Below are 17,259 nucleotides of genomic sequence, written 5' to 3' on the forward strand. Positions count from 1 at the left end.
AGATTTTTGAAATCAAATAATAAAAAAAAAATAATAAACAAAGTTTTATTTATTATAATATAATTTGTTTTATATTTTTATTTTACATTTTTATTTTACATTTTTATTTTACATTTTTGTTTTATAACATTATTTGTTTTTTATATTTTTAACTGTTCATTCCACTAAAGAACTTTCAGTTAAAAGCTCTACAAGGATGTAATCATAGAAATGAGACTTTTTGATTTCTGCAATGTCCTTTAATTTCTGGTCTCCAATAATTACATTTTCAATTTCCTCATGATACTTATCATAATCCAATTTCACTCTAAGACCGCTTAATTGGCTTGTTACCGGAGTTGGGGAAATAACTTCCTTAATAGCCGGAACTTGAGTTTCAATCTCACTCTTGACTAAAATTGAAGGGGCTATTGGAGGATCTTGAGCAAGCTCTTTTTTACGTTTTTCCAAAAGGTCTTCAACAGTTTCAACCAATTTCTTCAAAGCCCTTATGTTTTCCCCTCTTTTTAATCTACGTGGAATTCTACCTAATCCTGGAACATAAGCATCTACACCAGGCAATTCTTCCAAATCAATTTCAGGTGCGCCGGTGACAATCACTGGAATATCAATGTCATTGTAAAGGTAAGCCTTATCGATAATGCATTGCTTAAAGCTTCCTAATGCGAAAATAGCTATGTCATGCTCCTCAATCAATGCCTTTTCAGTTTCACTGATTCCTGCAGTTCCTTTACCATGACCACGAGCCAAACCGACCATATTGTCTTTAGCACCATAACGTCTAAGGTATTCGGAAATGTCACATGCAGCATGAGGAAGGTGATGTCTTGCAAGGGTTGGGGAAACAATAGCTATTTCAGAACCAGCCATAGGTGCAACAGAGAGTTCACCTAAAAGCTCTTTAGCCTTTTCCTTAATAATATCCACATCATCAATAGGAACTGCCATATTCAATACAAGTTCCATTTGCAATATATTGGATTGGAGAACAAAACCTCCTAAATCCTCAATTAATTCTTTTAATTCTTCGCTTTTGTGAATTCCACCAGTGAATGTTAAGGTTTCATACATTTTTCATCACCTTATAAAAATCATAAATTATTATAAAATCAACTTATATCAATAAAAAAAATCTTATTTAAATATATTTTTTAAGTCTATTATATAATTTATTATTTTTACTTTTGAAATGAATGAAAAATAATATTGAAAAAATAATATTGAATAAAAATATTGAACAGTAAGTGGAAAACAAAATTAGTTGTTAATAGATATGAAAACTTCTGAAAATAAAATATATTATTTTTTATATCATTAGAAATATATTAAAAATTAATTATGATGATTTTTTATTAATCAAATTTATAAAAAAGGTGTTATCATGTATACAGAAAATAATATCCTAGTTGGAGCTAATGAAAATACAGAAGTTTATTTGTTATCAAAATTAGCCAATCGTCATGGATTAATAGCTGGTGCAACTGGTACCGGAAAAACAATCACTTTAAAAACACTTGCAGAAGCTTTCAGTGATATGGGAGTTCCAGTATTTTTAGCAGATATGAAAGGGGACGTTTCAGGTCTTGCAAAGGTAGGTGAACCAAACTCAAAAGTAACTGAAAGGATGGAGAAATACAATCTTGCAGACAAAGGATTTGTCTTCAAGTCATATCCTGTTGAATTCTGGGACTTATATGGTGAAAAGGGATTGCCTATTAGAGTTACAATCTCTGAAATGGGTCCTCAATTGCTTTCAAAAATATTGAACTTGTCTGAAGCTCAAGAAGGTGTATTGAACATAGTGTTCCGTGTAGCGGATGATGAAAACTTGCTTTTAATCGACATAAAAGACTTGAAATCCATGATCAATCATGTAAGTGATAATGCTGAACTTTATGAAAACCAATATGGTGCAGTGGCTAAGAAATCAGCAACCACCTTAATCAGATCATTGCTTACCCTTGAGGAACAGGGAGGAGACATCTTCTTTGGAGAGCCTGCATTGGAATTATCAGATTTCATGCAATGCAATGATGAAGGAAAAGGTATGATCAATGTATTGGATTCCGTAAAATTATCTACAGCACCAGAATTGTATTCAACATTCCTCTTATGGATGATATCTGAACTGTATGAAACAATGCCAGAAGTAGGTGACTTGGACAAGCCTAAATTTGTTTTCTTCTTTGATGAGGCACATTTGCTCTTTGATGACATGTCTCCTGCATTCCAGAAAAAAGTAGAGCAAATTGTCCGATTGATCCGTTCCAAAGGAATTGGTTTATACTTCATTTCCCAAAGCCCATCAGACATCCCAGACACTGTCTTGGCACAGCTTGGTAACAGAGTGCAACATGCACTTCATGCTTACACTCCAAAAGAGCAAAAAGCGGTAAAGACTGCTGCTGAAACATTCAGGCCAAATCCGGAATTTGATACAACAGAAGTCATTTCCAATTTAGGAACCGGCGAAGCATTGGTTTCCGTTCTTGAAGAAAAAGGAGCTCCGGGTATCGTGCAACAAGTTGACATTTTACCTCCTCAAAGTTATATTGGAGCTATTGAAGACAATTACAGAGCAGAATTGATGAGCATTTCATCTCTTAGAGGCAAATATAGAGATGCTGTCGATAGGGAATCTGCATATGAGCTGCTATTGAATAAGATTGACAACAATCCTAATGTCCAATCTGAGATTCCTCAAGATGCACCTATTAGAGAAATTCCTAATCAAACAGAACAAGCTCCAAAGCAAGCTCCAGCACAGCAGGCACCTATGGAGCAAGCTCCAGCACAGACCCAAGCGCCACAGCAAGAAGCACCTAGACAAAAAGGATTGCTTGAAGATGTGATTGGAATAGCTGTTGGAACAGCAGTGAATCAAATGGCAAAGCAAACCACAAAATCCAAGAGAAAGACTACAAGAAAGACAACTGTTGAAAAGGCAACTACAACTGTTGTAAACACTGCTGCAAGGGAAGTTACAAAAGGAATCATTAGAGGATTATTTGGAAATATGAAATAATTTTCAATTATTGCTCTTTTATTTTTAATTAAAAATTTCATATTAAAATTTTCATTTTATTTATTTTATTTATTACAGATTTTTTTTACATTTAAATTATAAAAATTTATAAAAATTAATTAAAATTAATTAAAATTAATTAAAACTTTTAAAGAATCATATTATTTTTAGATTTTAGAATTTGGTGACACTATGGTTGAATTAAACAGAGAAAAATTGTATCAAGACTTAGAAGAAATGGAAAATGACTTAAGACTCTACCCTATTGAAGAAGGATTAGAAGATGACATCATCGACTACATCAATGGAAAAGAGTTAAGTGAAAACGAAAAATGGGATTTGGAAAACAGACTTGAAGATTTCTTCTACAGTGCAAAGCTCAAATGCAGAAAGCCTACATACTACTTTACAGATGGATTTGAGTTTTATGTTACAGAAATCTACATTGATTTTAGAATCCTTGAACATGTCAAAAAATCATTCCCTAAATTTCATCAATTATCCGTTTCATCTGAAATGGATCAAGGATTTTCAACATTATCTGTTAAATTAACATTATGATTGAATAATTCTAGAATCCCCATCTTCACAATTAGATTATTCCTGATAAAATGTTAGACACATTAAAAAATGATTTGAAAGATGCAATAAGATATCCTTTTTTAGATTGGAAAATAATCCTCATAACAGGAGGCCTATTATTTGTCATTACCATTTAAATAAGTCAGATATGAGCAAAATAGGTTTGGCAATTTCCCTTTTAAAAAGTCTTGATTTCAGCAATCTTAATCAGAACAGAATCATACCTATCATCACTTCCATTTTAGTGTTTGTGGAAATAGGATATGGGACAAGAATAGTTTTTAAAGGATTATTAGGAGAAAACAAGCCTCTCAATATAATAAACTCAAAAAATTAGTTTGGGAAGGTTTTAAAAAATATTGCATCATTCTAATTTATGGGATTGTGATGACATTTCTATTCAATTTTGCCCAATCCCATTTCCTTGCAGGCAATATTCCTTTAGCAATTATTTTCTTCATTTTATTCATTATTGTTTATTTGACATTAATAAGTGCCATTCTTAATAGATATGAAAATAATGGAAAGTTCCTTAAGCTTTTGACTATAATGAAATATTCGGATTGTTAAAAGATTATGGTGCAAAATATGTTCTTACCATTTTTATCTGTGCAGTAATCGCACAAACATTTACAGTGACTTGCTTTGTTGACATCAATCCAAATACCTCAAATGTTCTTGAAATCGGCATTTCAATCCTGACTTTCTTTTTGGCACCAATAACTGCAATCTCTACAAAAAGATTAGTTTCATTGAATTTGAGAAGAGTGAATGATGAAAAAGATAGAAAAATAAAATCTACCCTAAAAGATTATTTCTAATAATAAAAAAAGAAAAATATTTAAATCAAAAAAATATTCTAATAATGATTTTAAAATAATTATTTGAGGATTATTTAAAATGAACATTTATTTTCTTATGAGGAACTGTTCTTCTGTATTTTACTCTTGGATAACCGATTATGAATGCAGAATACATATGCTTATCACTGTCTATTTCTGGGAAGAATTCCGTTAATCTGTCATGGCCCAATTCATCTGCCTTTAGGGTGAACAATGAATAGAATCCTCCAAGACCCATTGTATAAGCCAATAGCTCAAGTCTTGTATTTGCAATGATTGCATTTGCCGGACTTTTGGAAAATGATAAGATCATTTGACTTCCTTCCCAAAGAAGCGGATGATTCTTATAATCTCCTTCTCCTCTAAGATACTCGCCAAATTGCTTTATTCTGAAGAATTCATCCTCTTCCACTTTAATTATATCATAAGCCAAATGCATGAAATCATCTAATTTTTCATCAAGAACAACGAACTCCACATCTTGAGCATTTTGAGCACTTGGACTGTAATAGGCTGCTTCAAATAGCTTATCAAAAGTTTCCTTATCTATTTTTTTATTCTTGAACCAGCGAATGCTTCTGCGTTGCTTTAAAAACTGTAAAAATTCTTCAGATATTATAGGGATTTCACGAGGATTATAATCTTCAACACGTTCTGATTGATTTTCAAACACATTTAATGAAATGCTGCCTGTTGGACAAATTGAAAGGCAATGCCCACAGTCAAAGCAATCCCCATTATCAACCTCAACCGCTTTCTAATCAATAATTTCAATATTATCCCTAATGCAAACGGTTTGGCATAATTTACATCCAGTACAGGTTTCTGTATTTATTTCCAATTTCATTTTACCTCTTCCAAAAAATACTCATAAATTATTAATTGCATCCACTAAATCATTAATAAAAATCTCAACAGTTTCTTTATTTAACTCCAAAAGAGACAGATATGGATTTAAATCTTCAAGTTCCACCAACAATAATTGACCATCTTTTGTTTTGCATGCATCTACTCTCTGAATACCATTTTCAATAGTGTTCCACCCAATAAATCTTTTCGCAAATTCAATCTCTTCAGCGCTTGGAACATATCTCTCAAGTTTCCATCTTTCTTTTCTATTAGGAGCATATACTGCATATTCAAATTTATCGTTTATAAAATAAAAGGATACCCCATACTCAAAATCGATTGCAGGCTGAATTAAAATGTCATTATTCAAATCCTTTTTGAATAATTCTTCCTTGGTTAAAAACTCAAGGCCTATTGAATCAGCACCATCTTTAGGTTTTATGACATAAGTCTCTGCTTTAGGCAATAAATCAATATTTTTTATATCATCAATTGTAGGAATTACAGGATAATCATCTAAAGTCAAATCAACAAGATATTGCTTTCCATACATATCTGCCTTTCCAGTGAAATCGTTGAAAGTCCTTAAATCATTAGTCTTTACCCTTTCTCTAAATGAATCATAAACTTCCTTAAAATTCAATACACTACCAGTATTTCTGAAAATGATTAAATCCACATCATTTTCAAAGCTTGAAGAATTCTTTGGACTGCACAAAACTATATCAAAATGGTCCTTAAGTATCCCTGATAAAAAGAGATTCTCCTCATAGTAGTTTCTGCCTTTAGCCGGATAATATAAATCTGTCAAGTATAAAATCTTTTTCATAATCCCGCATAAGTTATATTGATTCTTAAATTATTTAACTATTTAATAAAAACCCACATTGAATAAAAATACCTCAACGAATTAAAATAAGAAAAAATAATGAGAAAATAAAGATGAATAAAAATAGAATTTAATAACTGAATAAAAAATAGAAAAATAAAAAAAGAATAAAGAATTATAATAATTCCTTAACTCTTGCCTTAACATCTTCTAAACTTTCAGTTGGCTCGAAACGTTGAACTACATTTCCTTCTCTGTCAACTAAAAACTTAGTGAAGTTCCATTTGATATCATCATTGTCCTTATAATGTCTATCCATTACCTTAAGGACCATTTTCAATTTTCTAGCTCCATCACCAGTGATGTCTTTAAATGGTTGTTCCTTCTTTAAGTAAGCATATAACGGCTCTTCATTTTCACCGTTTACTTCAATCTTTTCAAAGATTGGGTATGGAACCAAATATTCGCTACGGCAAGTAGCTGCAATTTCTTCCCCAGTACCTGGAGCTTGTTTACCGAATTGGTTGCATGGGAAATCTAAAATGACAAATCCCTCATCCTTGAATGCATTGAAAATTTCATTCAATTCAGTGTATTGTGGAGTGAAACCACATTTGGTAGCAGAGTTGACAATTAACAATACTTTTCCTTTGTATTCACTTAAGGAAACCAAATTTCCTTGAGTGTCTTTAACTTCAAAATCATAAATTGACATAATATCATCCAATTTACATTTATATAAATATTTAAGTGAATAAAGATCTGTTAATATTATAAATTATTTTTAAACAATTTAAATCTTTCTATTCTGCAAAAGAAATAATTTAATGGGCTAATAATTAAATTAGTTAACTGCATAATATTAAAATAATTGAAAAAACCAGTTTATTAGTTTATTCTATAAATGAAGTTAACTCTTCATCAAATTCATCATGTTTTACTTGTTTTGTAACAAGACATAATGTTTTTAAAGGAGCTTTGCCCACATATCTTTCCATTTGATCTATAGCACCTTCAAAACCGCTTCCACCTGCAGTTACAAAGAATTTTACATCATTGAACTTTCCTTCATTTTGCTTAATGTATGAAATCATAGGATTTGCAGCTTTTCCAGCCCATACAGGAACTCCTAAATAAACCAAGTCATAATCTGAAACATCATGTTCCAATGGCCCTAAATCAATAATCTTTTCTGAAATAGCATCCTTTCCACCACGTGCAAAACCGATTTTACCATCATATTTCACTTTAGAAACGATTTCTTCTATATCTGCACCAGTTTCTGCTGCAATAGCTTCTGCCAATTTTTTTGTAACTTCTGCTCTTGAATAATAAGCAACTAAAATACTCATAATATCGCCTATTTAAAATTAAAAAATAATTTATATGATTTAAAAATTTTTAGAAAATAATCCAAAAGATGTATTTAATAAAACACATCGAAATATAATTTCCTAAATCCATGAGTAATTTTACTAATAAAACTATAAAAAAGTTTTCTTAACTTAATTAAATAAACCAAAGTTCAATCTTTTAAAAATTTCCATATATTTCGATTAAAATAGCTAAATTGCCCCATGTAACTATCAATACACCGATTAAAAATCCATATAGGCTATCTATAAAGGTTAAAATAACTAAAATTCCTATAAAAGTAACTAAAACCATGGATAAGATATTTTTTCTACTTAATTTTACATTATCATAATAATATTCCCTATTGGCCATTATTGAAACATAGAAAACAATTAAGGAAATAATCATCATCCCACTTACAATCCAGTGATTGATTTCACCAGAATGAATCAATTCCAGTGCAAATGTTACCAAATTAATACTTATGACAATGAAATAATGACTAAACATAAGTCTTAAGCTTCTCTCTTCCCTATGATGATTCACCAGATTATGAATTTGAACCACATAAGATCCAAACATTGTTAGAATAATGAAGAATACCATAATAGGAATTAAATTAAAGTGACTAATATCAAAAAAGTGTGCCATACCCACAATTGCCTCACCAAAAGTGATAATTGTCAATAATTCAAAACGTTCAGTTAAATGGGGGAAACTAATAATGCACCTATCAAAATTGCCTTTTAAGAAAAATGGCAGGAATGCCCCAACTAAAACTGCAATTACATCAATCCATATTACAATTGAAGATAAATTTAAGTAAATTGCAATTAATGCTAAAATGTAAATAAAGCAAACAACTAAAAGAATTGTTACGGAATTTCCAGTTGCAAAATCTAAGGTTTTTCTCTATGAACATGCACAAAATACAATGACAAAACGGTAAGCAGCATGATTAACATAGAAAGATTGAATGGCAGATACATGAAAACCCAATTGGCACTGATGGTATTGGCCATGTAAATTACCGAAATCATATTTATACAGGCAATTAAGTATTCATACCACTTCCACTCACCATAACGATTCACATAATTTGTAAAGTATAACCAAGCTTATAAGATCACAAAAGAGGTGATAACATATACAAAAAGAGCGTTTAAATCTATTCCTCCGTTAATGGGTTCGCTGATTAGAGAGGTCAACCTTGAAATAGCATATACAAATATCAAATCATAAAACAGTTCTATTAATTCTACTCTCTTCTCTTTGACTGCCATTTTATCACGTATAGATTTAAAAATTAGTTTATAGAAAATTCTTAAGTATTTAATAGATAAACTCTTTAAAAAAATACTTAATAGTGTTAAATAGATAATCCCATTTATAACAAACATTAAAAAATTTTCTAAAATAAGTTAATAAATTTAAAAGGTGTTTAAATGAAATATACAAAATTAGGCAATTCAGATTTGAATGTGAGTCGCATATGCATGGGTTGCATGGGATTTGGAGATCCGAATAATGGAATGCATACATGGACATTGAATGAAGAGGAATCAAGAAAGATCATAAAGACAGGAATAGACAATGGAATAAACTTCTTCGATACTGCAATCGGCTATCAAAATGGAACAAGCGAACAATACGTAGGAAGAGCTATCAAAGACTTTGCAGATAGGGAAGATATTGTAATTGCTACCAAGTTCCTGCCAAGAACTGAAGATGAAATCAAAAAACAATGTTTCAGGACAGGACCATATCAAGAAAATGGTTAACACAAGTTTAGAAAATCTTGGCTTGACCTACATAGATTTATACATTTATCACGTGGGACTACAACACTCCATTATATGACATTCTCGATGGATTAAACAGCATAGTCAAAGAAGGAAAGGTCAGATACATAGGCATTTCTAACTGTTTTGCATGGCAACTTGCAAAGGCAAATGCACTTGCAGAAAAGGAAGGATTTGAAAAGTTCGTTTCAGTTCAAGGACACTACACTCCCATATTCCGTGAAGAGGAAAGGGAGATGATTCCATACTGCAGAAGTGAAAACATTGGACTTACACCTTACAGTTCACTTGCTTCTGGAAGACTTTCAAAAATGACTGATGAAAGCTCTAAAAGACTAAAAGAAGATTTTTATGCAACTAAAAAATATGAATCAACTGAAGAACAGGATTCTGTAATAATCAATAGGGTAATTAATCTTGCAAGGGAATATGATGTTTCAATGAGTGAAATTTCACTTGCATGGTTACAAACCAAAGTTGATTCCACAATTATGGGAGCTACAAAGCTAAAGCATATTGAAACTGGAGTGAATTCTGTAGAGCTTAAGTTAAGTGAAGATGACATCAAATACCTTGAGGAACCTAACAAGGCTCATGATTTAGTTGGCGTAATGGCAGACAATAAGGCTAAGACTAATGACAGCGAAAAGGTTTGGGTTAGAAAATAAGAATAATTAAAAATTATTGTAATAAATATGAAAAAATAAAAATAAAATAATTAATATAATATTATTAATTAATTCATTTTAGAGGTTAAAAAAATGTTATTTATTTACTACCCAAGATGCAGCACATGCCAAAAGGCTAAAAAATGGTTAGATGAAAATGGATTCAAATATGATGAACAGCATATTGTTGAGGATAATCCAGATTATGACCAATTGAAGGGATTATACGAGAAAAGTGGACTTCCTCTCAAGAGGTTCTTCAACACAAGCGGTAAAATCTACAGAGAGATGCAATTAAAAGACAAGTTGCCTGAAATGAGTGAAGAAGAACAAATGAAGATTTTATCTACTGAAGGCATGCTTGTAAAACGTCCAATAATTGAGACTGAAGATGTAGTGCTTACTGGATTTAGACAAAAAGAGTGGGAGGAGAAATTAAAATAATAAAATTTCTCTACTTTTTTTATTTTTAATACTTTCAAAAGGATTTCAAAAAATTTATTTCAAATTTATCTTAAACTAAAATCTATTTTTAAATTCAAATATTTCAAATATTATTTTCTTTTTTAAATTTTTCAATCCCTGTTTTTAATGCATTCAATCCTTCAAGCAATAAGTCTTGAGGACATGCGATATTCATTCTCAAGAAATTATCCCCATTTTTTCCAAATTGAATTCCTGGAGATAGGAATAAACTTACATTTTCTCTTAAAAACTCAGATAAAGAAGTGGAGAATTCACAATTTTCAAAATTTTCTCCCCTTAACTTACTGCAATCCAACCATAAAAGATAGGTTGCATTTGCCGGAACCAATCTGATTTCAGGAATTTCACTTTTTAAGAACTCATCAACAATCATCTTATTTTCAAATAGAACTTCCCTCAATTCATTTAACCAATCTTCACTTTTATATGCTGCAATAGTGGCATCTATTGAAAAGATGTTCGGATGATTGAAGCAATCAACTGACAATTGCTTTTCTAAAATCTCATAAAGCTCTTTGTTTCGAGTGAAAACTGCAGAACTTTGAAGACCTGCAATATTAAATGTCTTGCTTGGAGAAATGCAAGTGATGCTATTGTTTGCCAAGTCCTCATCTAAAGATGCAAAAGGAACATAAGTCAAATTAGGGTCAGTTAAGTCACAATGTATCTCATCAGAGACAACAAGAACATCGTATTTGTTTGCTAAAATAGCTATTTTTTCAAGGGTTTTCTCATCCCATATTCTTCCAATTGGATTATGAGGATTGCATAAAAGCATCAATTTAGTCTTTGGATCCTTGAATTTTTCTTCCAAATCATCAAAATCAATGGAGTAAGCAGTTTCCACATCATGGGAGGCAGAATCATAAATCAGAGGATTTTCAACAACATTTCTATCATTATCCTCAATCACATAAAAGAAGACATGGTAAACTGGTGTTTGGATCAAGACATTATCTCCAACGTCAGTGAATGCTCGAATGATGCTAGTGATTGAAGGCATGACCCCAGTTGCAAACAATAATTCATCCCTTTTCATAGCAAGCCCATATTTTTCCCACCAATTGATATAGGAATCAAAAATTTCATCATTGACAAATGAATAGGCATAAACTCCATGCTTTGCTTTTCTATTCACGGATTCATAAATGAATGGAGCCGCATAAAAGTCCATATCTGCAACCCACATAGGGTAATCATCATCAAATAGATCCCATTTAAGTGAATTGGTATTTTTTCTGTCAATTATTGAATCAAAATTGTATTTCATAATGCATCATCCGTTTAAGAATTGAAATCAGATTTAATATTAAAATTTTAATTAATATTTCATAAATTATTTGAGTAATTAATAGGTTTCATAATGGATTCTGGATTCATCGAATTTATCCATGAATTTGTTTTCCCAACCTTCAGCAGGATAACCGAGAGTGATTATGCAGAATGGCTTTAGGTTGTCATTTTTTGGCAATCCTACAATATCTGCAATGGCGTTCATTCTTTCCTCTTCAGGAGCTACACCATTCCATAATCCTCCTAAACCAAGATTGACAGCCTCAAGAAGCATGTTCTCTGCTGCTGCACTCATATCCTGTTGCCATACCAATTTATAAAATGATCTTTCAATGTTTGCAATCAAAAGAATGGCTACAGGGGCATTTGTTACACGAGGTTTGGTTTCTCCAATTTTAGCAAGTGTATCCTTGTTTTTAATTATCAGGAATTCCCAAGGTTCAGCACCTAACCTGCTTCCAGGAGCTTGCATGCCTGCTTTTAAAATCTTTTCTATCTTTTCATTTTCAACTTCTTTGGAATCATATTCCCTTATACTGCGTCTTGTATTGATAATTTCTTCAAAATCAGCCATCTTATCACATGAAAATGTTTTTTAGGTATTAATTAAGATTAATTCATTATTATTTAAATAATTAATTGAAATAGTTAATTGAAATAATTAATTGAAATAATTAATTGAAATAATTAATTGAAATAATTGATGAAAAAATTATAAATAATTGAAGTCCCTATGTAAAATGAAAGAATAATTTATATATACCTTAATAAATAGAATATTATACAATTAAATGTAAAATGAGGTGAGAAAAATGGAATCAAGTAAGATTTTAGCCATTATTTCAATCATTATTGGTTTGATATTTATTATATTCCCAATATTCAGCGCTAATTTAATCTCTATCCTTATTGGTGCAGCAGTATTGATATTTGGTATAGGATTAGCTTACACTGGAATCATTTCAAAAGATATTTCACCAGCTATTTCAACTGTTTCAGCAATATTTGGAGTTGTAATGATTATTTTAGGATTGGCATTCATCTTTGGAACCAATGCAATTTCATTCCTAGTTGGATTACAGTTCTATGTTGTTGGCTTCATGCTAATCATAGCTTCCGTAATCGGATTGCTTGGAGGAGCTGAAATCAACAAATCTGGCTCCATAGTTGGTTTAGTATTAGGAATTGTTATTTTGTTCATTGCTTTATTTGCAGCTAACAACCCAATATTAATCACCATCATATTAGGTATTGCATTAATAGCACATGGAATCGTTGGATATTTCCATGCAGATGAATACTAAAAATGTATTCATCATTTTTTTCTTTTTTAAAATTTTGACTTTTTGCTATCTTAACTCTTTTTTTAAATTTTATCTATGCAAAAAAGTTATAACAAAACCAATAGTTTGAATGTATGCAAACAATAGCGGCTAAAATTAAAGTAAAAAGAGATTTGTAAAAATTAAAAAAATAGATAAAATAATAAAAAAAGAGAAAAAAGAATAAAAATTATTCTTTTGCTTCAATAACTGTTTTTCCACCCATATAAGGTACCAAGACCTCAGGGACTTTAATGCTACCGTCAGCTTGTTGGTAGTTTTCTAAAATACAACAAATGGTTCTTTCAGTTGCAATAGCTGTACTGTTTAAGGTATGCAATATTTGTGCATCTCCGGAACCTGCTCTACCGTATCTTGTTTTGGTTTTTCTTGCTTGATAATCCTTACAGTTGGTACAACTTACCAATTCCCTGAATGCACCGGAACCTGGGAACCAAGCTTCAAGGTCGTATTTGATTGCTGCATTGTCATTTAATGCAGATGATACAATAGCTATGATTTGATATGGAAGACCTAATTTCTGATAGATTCTTTCAGTGACTTCCATCAAATGATCATGCTGCTTTCTTGAATCCTCAGGTGTGGAGTAAATGAACTGTTCAATCTTTTCGAATTGGTGAACTCTAAAGATTCCCAAAGTGTCCTTTCCATGAGAACCTGCCTCTTTTCTAAAACAAGTTGAAAGTGCGCAGTATCTAAGTGGCAAGTCTTCTGGATTGATGATTTCATTTCTGTGAAGAGCTGCTAAAGTCTGTTCAGCAGTTGCAATCAAGTACATGTCTTCATTTTCAACCTTGTATAAGGTTTCCTCAAACTCACCGAGTTCAGAAGTTTCAGCTGCAACTTCACCTTTTACAAAGAAAGGAGTTTGCATAGGAATGTATCCTTCAGCTTCAAGTTCTGAAAGTGCAAATTGAATCAATGCCAAGTTCAAGTGTAAGATGTCTCTTTTCAAGTAGTAGAATCTTGCACCTGAAACGCTTGCTGCAGTTTCAAGGTCTGCTCCATCAATCTTATTAATCAAGTCTACATGATTCAACAATTCAAAGTCATGCTCTGGAATTTCACCATAGGTTCTTACAACCACATTGTCATCTTCAGTATCGGAAACAGGAACATCCTCATCAATAATGTTTCCCACTTTATATCTATAATCATCTCTTAATTGAAGGTATTCTGCATTTTTAGCGCTTAAATCCTTGATCTCTTGAGCGACTTCCTTACTTTTAGCAATGACTTCCTCAATGTTACCTTCTTGCTTTGCTTTCTTGAATGATTTGGATAATTTGTTTTTTTCTGCTCTTAAAGAGTTTAATCTTCTTTCACCTTCTCTCCATAAGGTGTCATATTCAATAACTTTCTCTGCATTTTCTGTGCTTCTGAATCTTTTCTTCTCAGAGTCAAATATCAATTCAGGATTTTCTCTGAATAATTTTATGTCCAACAATTTTTATTCTCCTTTAAAATGAATAATGAATTAAGTAATTATGATTTCAGTAATCTATAAAAAAACCTACAAAATTTTTATTATTAAATAATATATTTTTCTTATTTAATAATTATTTGGATTAAAAGAAGTATATTTTAAGAATATTCCGGAAATAATTGGCTGATTTTTAACAACTATCTTTTCTTTTTTGAAGATTGCTTTATCTTTTCATGATAGAAATAATTGATATGATTGGATTTTCATTTGGGCTTTTTATAAAGGGTTCTTCATCAATTATATACATAAAATCATTTTCCTTTTCATAAGCACTTATCTCTTCATCCAATTCTTTCCAATAAGACATGTCCTTATAAGTATAAATTTCTTTATAGAGAGGTAGCAATTCAGGATATTTTAAATCAATATAGTCAAAAATAGTCTTTTTATATCCTCCCCTTAAATTAAGATTTTCAAGCCAAATATAATCACAAAAATCACTGATTTCTTCAATAATTTCAATAGGGTCTGTTATTTCAGGAAAAATAGGAGAAATGAAACAAGTTGTTCTTATGCCCTCTTTGTGAAACCTCTTCATTGATTTAATCTTATCCTTAATTGATGGTGCATCATCCATGTCCTCTTTAAAATCTTCATCAAGGGTATTGATGGACCAGGAAACCAAAGGATCATTGAATGTTTTTATCAAATCCAAATCTCTGCACACCAAGTCTGATTTTGTAGTTATGATAAGATTTATGTCTGTTCCTTTTAGTTCCTCCAACAATTGGCGAGTTCTGCAGAATTCCTCTTCACATTGATTGTACCCATCAGTTACTGAACCTATAATTACAGTTTCCCCATCATATTTTGAGGATTTTTTATAGGTTTCCAATACTTTACATCAATGAAAGTCCCCAATTTCCCTTTATGACCAGTGAACATTTTCATAAAATCAGCACAACAATACTTGCAGGCATGTGGACAGCCAACATATGGATTTGCAGTATACCCTGCAATGGGAAGATTTGATTTGGAAATATTGATTTAACTTCCTTTTCCTGAACAATCATTTTTACACCATTATTAAAAAAAATCATTTAGACATTTCTTCAATTAATGTCGCATATCTTGATTCCGCTTTCAATATCTGATCTTTTGAAATATTATTATGGCTTAATATCTTAATTACTTTAAACTCATTAGATTTTAGGTTTTCTCTCTTTAGAACTTCTTCCTCTAAATAATCAGGATAAACCAAACAATCAAAATCCATTCCTAAGTCATTTGCATTATCATCATTTCCATTTTTATCATATGTGAAATCAATCACATCTGCTCCAATGTCTAAAACTATGTCCTTTAGGAATTCAGAATAGACTTTCACTTTTTTATCTTTGTTGGATTTTCTTATTTCATTAAACTCATTTTCATCCAAAAGGGCATATTCAACATCATCTTTATAATCATTAAAAATTGATTCTATCCATTCATCGCCAATAGCCTTTTCAATCAGATTTCTTTCAAAAAGAACTTTAGACACTGTTTTAATGCTTTCCTTAATCTGGCCAAATGTATTTATCTTTATGGCCAATGAATCCATTTCCACCTTGCTTTCAGAAAGCAAAATGGCAAAATCCCCTTCTTCTTCATCAGGAAATTTATTTACTTTGAATTCCTTAAGTCCTGCCCATTCCACAATTTGCCTACACATGGGAGTCGTAACAACTATCATAATATTCCCCAAAAAATAATTCAAAATTTTTCTTAAAATAATATTACTTATTAAGTATTATATATTACTAAATATAAAAGTTATACATAGAAGAAAATCATATTTGCTATATTTTAGAGTACATAGGAGGCTAAAAAAGTGAAAGTAAGTTTAAGTTTTGAAAAAGGTTCCTCAAAAGATCTTTCCATAATGGTTGATGCATTAAGGGCAAGCACTACAATTACAGTTGCTCTCGATAAATTCAAGGAAATTTATCCAGTATATACACCAGAAGAAGCAATAAAAATAGCTAAAAGGAAGGATGCTGTGTTGGCAGGGGAGAGAACCGGCAGAACAATTGAAGGTTTTGAACTTGGAAACTCCCCGGGTGAAATGAAGGAATACTCTGGTGAAAAGGACACTTTAGTACTTACAACAACCAATGGTGTAAGAGCTTTGGACAATATGGAATCTGAAATCATTTTAATTGGATCATTCATTAATGCAAAAGCTTGTGCAAAAGCAGCATGCAAACTTGCAAGAGAACATATTGAAATTGTTATGGGAGGATTCAAAAGAACCTTTGCAATAGAGGACTTTTTAGCAGCTGGTGAAATATTATTCTGGATTCAAAAGGAATTGGATGAACAGGATAAACTAAATATCGATGACATAGATTACTTTAAAGAGGAAACCGGAATAACAGAATTTGCTATTTCAGCAATTATGGCAAGCAGAGATAAGGAAAAAGTTGAAAAAGTTTCCATCAAATCAAAATCCGGACGTCGTCTTGCATATCTTGGATATGAAGATGATGTTAGGCTATGCGTTAAAGAAAATATCCACGAGAATGTTGGAATCTATAGGGATGGAAAGATTACATTATACCATGAATAGATTTCAATCGGACTTTCAAAAAGTTTATAAATGTAATTGATATAATTAATATAAGAATTAAATATTAATAGTTAAATAAAATTCTAATTATATTTTAAATAAAGTTTTAATAGATTTTAAATAAAGTTTTAATAGATTTTAAATAAA

The 17,259-nt window shown here is 31.1% G+C and carries 24 protein-coding genes; 9 read left to right on the top strand and 15 right to left on the bottom strand.

Annotated features, from left to right (window positions below):
* Nucleotides 1–156 precede the first annotated feature (156 nt).
* Nucleotides 157–1,071 (bottom strand): methanogenesis marker 7 protein, encoded by a 915-nt coding sequence (locus VW161_RS05950; protein WP_304088196.1) that lies wholly within the window; start codon nucleotides 1,069–1,071, stop codon nucleotides 157–159.
* A 310-nt stretch (nucleotides 1,072–1,381) separates the two neighbouring features.
* Here VW161_RS05950 and VW161_RS05955 point away from each other — a divergent pair, with 310 nt between their 5' ends.
* From VW161_RS05955 to VW161_RS05970, 4 genes are all read left to right on the top strand, one after another.
* Complete coding sequence (locus VW161_RS05955; RefSeq protein WP_304088193.1) at nucleotides 1,382–3,025, top strand: helicase HerA-like domain-containing protein; 1,644 nt, start codon at nucleotides 1,382–1,384, stop codon at nucleotides 3,023–3,025.
* Between the two features lie 192 nt (nucleotides 3,026–3,217).
* Entirely contained in the window at nucleotides 3,218–3,586 is a 369-nt protein-coding gene (locus VW161_RS05960) for a hypothetical protein (RefSeq protein ID WP_304088191.1), read from the top strand.
* A gap of 169 nt (nucleotides 3,587–3,755) precedes the next feature.
* Nucleotides 3,756–3,944 (top strand): hypothetical protein, encoded by a 189-nt coding sequence (locus tag VW161_RS05965; RefSeq protein ID WP_304088189.1) that lies wholly within the window; start codon nucleotides 3,756–3,758, stop codon nucleotides 3,942–3,944.
* A gap of 226 nt (nucleotides 3,945–4,170) precedes the next feature.
* Nucleotides 4,171–4,428: a hypothetical protein gene (locus VW161_RS05970; RefSeq protein WP_304088186.1), complete on the top strand. Its 258-nt coding sequence runs from the start codon at nucleotides 4,171–4,173 to the stop codon at nucleotides 4,426–4,428.
* Between the two features lie 70 nt (nucleotides 4,429–4,498).
* Here VW161_RS05970 and VW161_RS05975 read toward each other — a convergent pair whose 3' ends face one another.
* From VW161_RS05975 to VW161_RS06010, 8 genes are all read right to left on the bottom strand, one after another.
* A complete protein-coding gene (locus tag VW161_RS05975) occupies nucleotides 4,499–5,122 on the bottom strand; it encodes a nitroreductase family protein (protein ID WP_304093041.1) in 624 nt (207 codons plus the stop codon).
* Nucleotides 5,123–5,206: 84 nt separating this feature from the next.
* Complete coding sequence (locus VW161_RS05980; RefSeq protein ID WP_304093044.1) at nucleotides 5,207–5,296, bottom strand: 4Fe-4S binding protein; 90 nt, start codon at nucleotides 5,294–5,296, stop codon at nucleotides 5,207–5,209.
* A 21-nt stretch (nucleotides 5,297–5,317) separates the two neighbouring features.
* Nucleotides 5,318–6,127, bottom strand: a complete 810-nt coding sequence (locus tag VW161_RS05985; RefSeq protein WP_325192787.1) for a hypothetical protein — start codon at nucleotides 6,125–6,127, stop codon at nucleotides 5,318–5,320.
* A 175-nt stretch (nucleotides 6,128–6,302) separates the two neighbouring features.
* A complete protein-coding gene (locus tag VW161_RS05990; protein WP_304093050.1) occupies nucleotides 6,303–6,842 on the bottom strand; it encodes a glutathione peroxidase in 540 nt (179 codons plus the stop codon).
* A gap of 178 nt (nucleotides 6,843–7,020) precedes the next feature.
* Nucleotides 7,021–7,479, bottom strand: a complete 459-nt coding sequence (locus tag VW161_RS05995) for a flavodoxin family protein (RefSeq protein WP_304102037.1) — start codon at nucleotides 7,477–7,479, stop codon at nucleotides 7,021–7,023.
* 181 nt (nucleotides 7,480–7,660) lie between these two features.
* Nucleotides 7,661–8,356 carry a low temperature requirement protein A gene (locus VW161_RS06000; RefSeq protein WP_325192789.1) on the bottom strand — a complete coding sequence of 232 codons (696 nt, stop codon included), beginning with the start codon at nucleotides 8,354–8,356 and terminating at the stop codon, nucleotides 7,661–7,663.
* A 26-nt stretch (nucleotides 8,357–8,382) separates the two neighbouring features.
* Nucleotides 8,383–8,523, bottom strand: coding sequence for a hypothetical protein (locus tag VW161_RS06005; RefSeq protein WP_325192788.1), 141 nt, complete (start codon nucleotides 8,521–8,523; stop codon nucleotides 8,383–8,385).
* 78 nt (nucleotides 8,524–8,601) lie between these two features.
* A complete protein-coding gene (locus VW161_RS06010; protein ID WP_304093055.1) occupies nucleotides 8,602–8,766 on the bottom strand; it encodes a low temperature requirement protein A in 165 nt (54 codons plus the stop codon).
* 162 nt (nucleotides 8,767–8,928) lie between these two features.
* Between VW161_RS06010 and VW161_RS06015 the strand changes: the two genes are divergently transcribed.
* The 3 genes from VW161_RS06015 (at nucleotide 8,929) to VW161_RS06025 (ending at nucleotide 10,397) form a co-directional block, all read left to right on the top strand.
* A complete protein-coding gene (locus tag VW161_RS06015; RefSeq protein ID WP_304102035.1) occupies nucleotides 8,929–9,264 on the top strand; it encodes an aldo/keto reductase in 336 nt (111 codons plus the stop codon).
* 80 nt (nucleotides 9,265–9,344) lie between these two features.
* Nucleotides 9,345–9,953, top strand: coding sequence for an aldo/keto reductase (locus VW161_RS06020; protein ID WP_304102054.1), 609 nt, complete (start codon nucleotides 9,345–9,347; stop codon nucleotides 9,951–9,953).
* A gap of 93 nt (nucleotides 9,954–10,046) precedes the next feature.
* On the top strand, nucleotides 10,047–10,397 hold the full coding sequence (locus VW161_RS06025) for an arsenate reductase family protein (RefSeq protein ID WP_304089257.1): 351 nt from the start codon (nucleotides 10,047–10,049) through the stop codon (nucleotides 10,395–10,397).
* A 103-nt stretch (nucleotides 10,398–10,500) separates the two neighbouring features.
* Here VW161_RS06025 and VW161_RS06030 read toward each other — a convergent pair whose 3' ends face one another.
* Nucleotides 10,501–11,709, bottom strand: coding sequence for a MalY/PatB family protein (locus VW161_RS06030; protein WP_304102032.1), 1,209 nt, complete (start codon nucleotides 11,707–11,709; stop codon nucleotides 10,501–10,503).
* 78 nt (nucleotides 11,710–11,787) lie between these two features.
* Nucleotides 11,788–12,306 (bottom strand): nitroreductase family protein, encoded by a 519-nt coding sequence (locus VW161_RS06035; protein ID WP_304089253.1) that lies wholly within the window; start codon nucleotides 12,304–12,306, stop codon nucleotides 11,788–11,790.
* Nucleotides 12,307–12,544: 238 nt separating this feature from the next.
* Between VW161_RS06035 and VW161_RS06040 the strand changes: the two genes are divergently transcribed.
* Entirely contained in the window at nucleotides 12,545–13,036 is a 492-nt protein-coding gene (locus tag VW161_RS06040) for a DUF308 domain-containing protein (RefSeq protein WP_304089185.1), read from the top strand.
* A gap of 208 nt (nucleotides 13,037–13,244) precedes the next feature.
* Here the strand turns inward: VW161_RS06040 and serS are convergent, their stop codons facing one another.
* From serS to VW161_RS06060, 4 genes are all read right to left on the bottom strand, one after another.
* Nucleotides 13,245–14,522, bottom strand: coding sequence for a serine--tRNA ligase (serS, locus tag VW161_RS06045; RefSeq protein ID WP_304089183.1), 1,278 nt, complete (start codon nucleotides 14,520–14,522; stop codon nucleotides 13,245–13,247).
* A 202-nt stretch (nucleotides 14,523–14,724) separates the two neighbouring features.
* On the bottom strand, nucleotides 14,725–15,396 hold the full coding sequence (locus VW161_RS06050) for an SPL family radical SAM protein (RefSeq protein WP_304093065.1): 672 nt from the start codon (nucleotides 15,394–15,396) through the stop codon (nucleotides 14,725–14,727).
* 52 nt (nucleotides 15,397–15,448) lie between these two features.
* Nucleotides 15,449–15,574, bottom strand: coding sequence for a hypothetical protein (locus VW161_RS06055; RefSeq protein ID WP_304089180.1), 126 nt, complete (start codon nucleotides 15,572–15,574; stop codon nucleotides 15,449–15,451).
* A gap of 23 nt (nucleotides 15,575–15,597) precedes the next feature.
* On the bottom strand, nucleotides 15,598–16,236 hold the full coding sequence (locus VW161_RS06060; protein WP_304102029.1) for a hypothetical protein: 639 nt from the start codon (nucleotides 16,234–16,236) through the stop codon (nucleotides 15,598–15,600).
* Nucleotides 16,237–16,374: 138 nt separating this feature from the next.
* On the opposite strand from VW161_RS06060, the gene comB reads away from it, so the two are divergent.
* Complete coding sequence (gene comB, locus VW161_RS06065) at nucleotides 16,375–17,112, top strand: 2-phosphosulfolactate phosphatase (protein WP_304089176.1); 738 nt, start codon at nucleotides 16,375–16,377, stop codon at nucleotides 17,110–17,112.
* Nucleotides 17,113–17,259 lie beyond the last annotated feature (147 nt).

The organism is Methanobrevibacter ruminantium (assembly GCF_016294135.1).
In the GTDB taxonomy this organism is placed as follows: domain Archaea; phylum Methanobacteriota; class Methanobacteria; order Methanobacteriales; family Methanobacteriaceae; genus Methanobrevibacter; species Methanobrevibacter ruminantium_A.

What these genes read in the sequence shown, in the direction of transcription:
- VW161_RS05950 (WP_304088196.1), bottom strand. Translation starts at nt 1,071, where the DNA reads ATGTATGAAACCTTAACATTCACTGGTGGAATTCACAAAAGCGAAGAA.
- VW161_RS05955 (WP_304088193.1), top strand. Translation starts at nt 1,382, where the DNA reads ATGTATACAGAAAATAATATCCTAGTTGGAGCTAATGAAAATACAGAA.
- VW161_RS05960 (WP_304088191.1), top strand. Translation starts at nt 3,218, where the DNA reads ATGGTTGAATTAAACAGAGAAAAATTGTATCAAGACTTAGAAGAAATG.
- VW161_RS05965 (WP_304088189.1), top strand. Translation starts at nt 3,756, where the DNA reads ATGAGCAAAATAGGTTTGGCAATTTCCCTTTTAAAAAGTCTTGATTTC.
- VW161_RS05980 (WP_304093044.1), bottom strand. Translation starts at nt 5,296, where the DNA reads ATGAAATTGGAAATAAATACAGAAACCTGTACTGGATGTAAATTATGC.
- VW161_RS05985 (WP_325192787.1), bottom strand. Translation starts at nt 6,127, where the DNA reads ATGAAAAAGATTTTATACTTGACAGATTTATATTATCCGGCTAAAGGC.
- VW161_RS05990 (WP_304093050.1), bottom strand. Translation starts at nt 6,842, where the DNA reads ATGTCAATTTATGATTTTGAAGTTAAAGACACTCAAGGAAATTTGGTT.
- VW161_RS05995 (WP_304102037.1), bottom strand. Translation starts at nt 7,479, where the DNA reads ATGAGTATTTTAGTTGCTTATTATTCAAGAGCAGAAGTTACAAAAAAA.
- VW161_RS06005 (WP_325192788.1), bottom strand. Translation starts at nt 8,523, where the DNA reads ATGATTTCGGTAATTTACATGGCCAATACCATCAGTGCCAATTGGGTT.
- VW161_RS06010 (WP_304093055.1), bottom strand. Translation starts at nt 8,766, where the DNA reads ATGGCAGTCAAAGAGAAGAGAGTAGAATTAATAGAACTGTTTTATGAT.
- VW161_RS06015 (WP_304102035.1), top strand. Translation starts at nt 8,929, where the DNA reads ATGAAATATACAAAATTAGGCAATTCAGATTTGAATGTGAGTCGCATA.
- VW161_RS06025 (WP_304089257.1), top strand. Translation starts at nt 10,047, where the DNA reads ATGTTATTTATTTACTACCCAAGATGCAGCACATGCCAAAAGGCTAAA.
- VW161_RS06030 (WP_304102032.1), bottom strand. Translation starts at nt 11,709, where the DNA reads ATGAAATACAATTTTGATTCAATAATTGACAGAAAAAATACCAATTCA.
- VW161_RS06035 (WP_304089253.1), bottom strand. Translation starts at nt 12,306, where the DNA reads ATGGCTGATTTTGAAGAAATTATCAATACAAGACGCAGTATAAGGGAA.
- VW161_RS06040 (WP_304089185.1), top strand. Translation starts at nt 12,545, where the DNA reads ATGGAATCAAGTAAGATTTTAGCCATTATTTCAATCATTATTGGTTTG.
- VW161_RS06055 (WP_304089180.1), bottom strand. Translation starts at nt 15,574, where the DNA reads ATGATTGTTCAGGAAAAGGAAGTTAAATCAATATTTCCAAATCAAATC.
- VW161_RS06060 (WP_304102029.1), bottom strand. Translation starts at nt 16,236, where the DNA reads ATGATAGTTGTTACGACTCCCATGTGTAGGCAAATTGTGGAATGGGCA.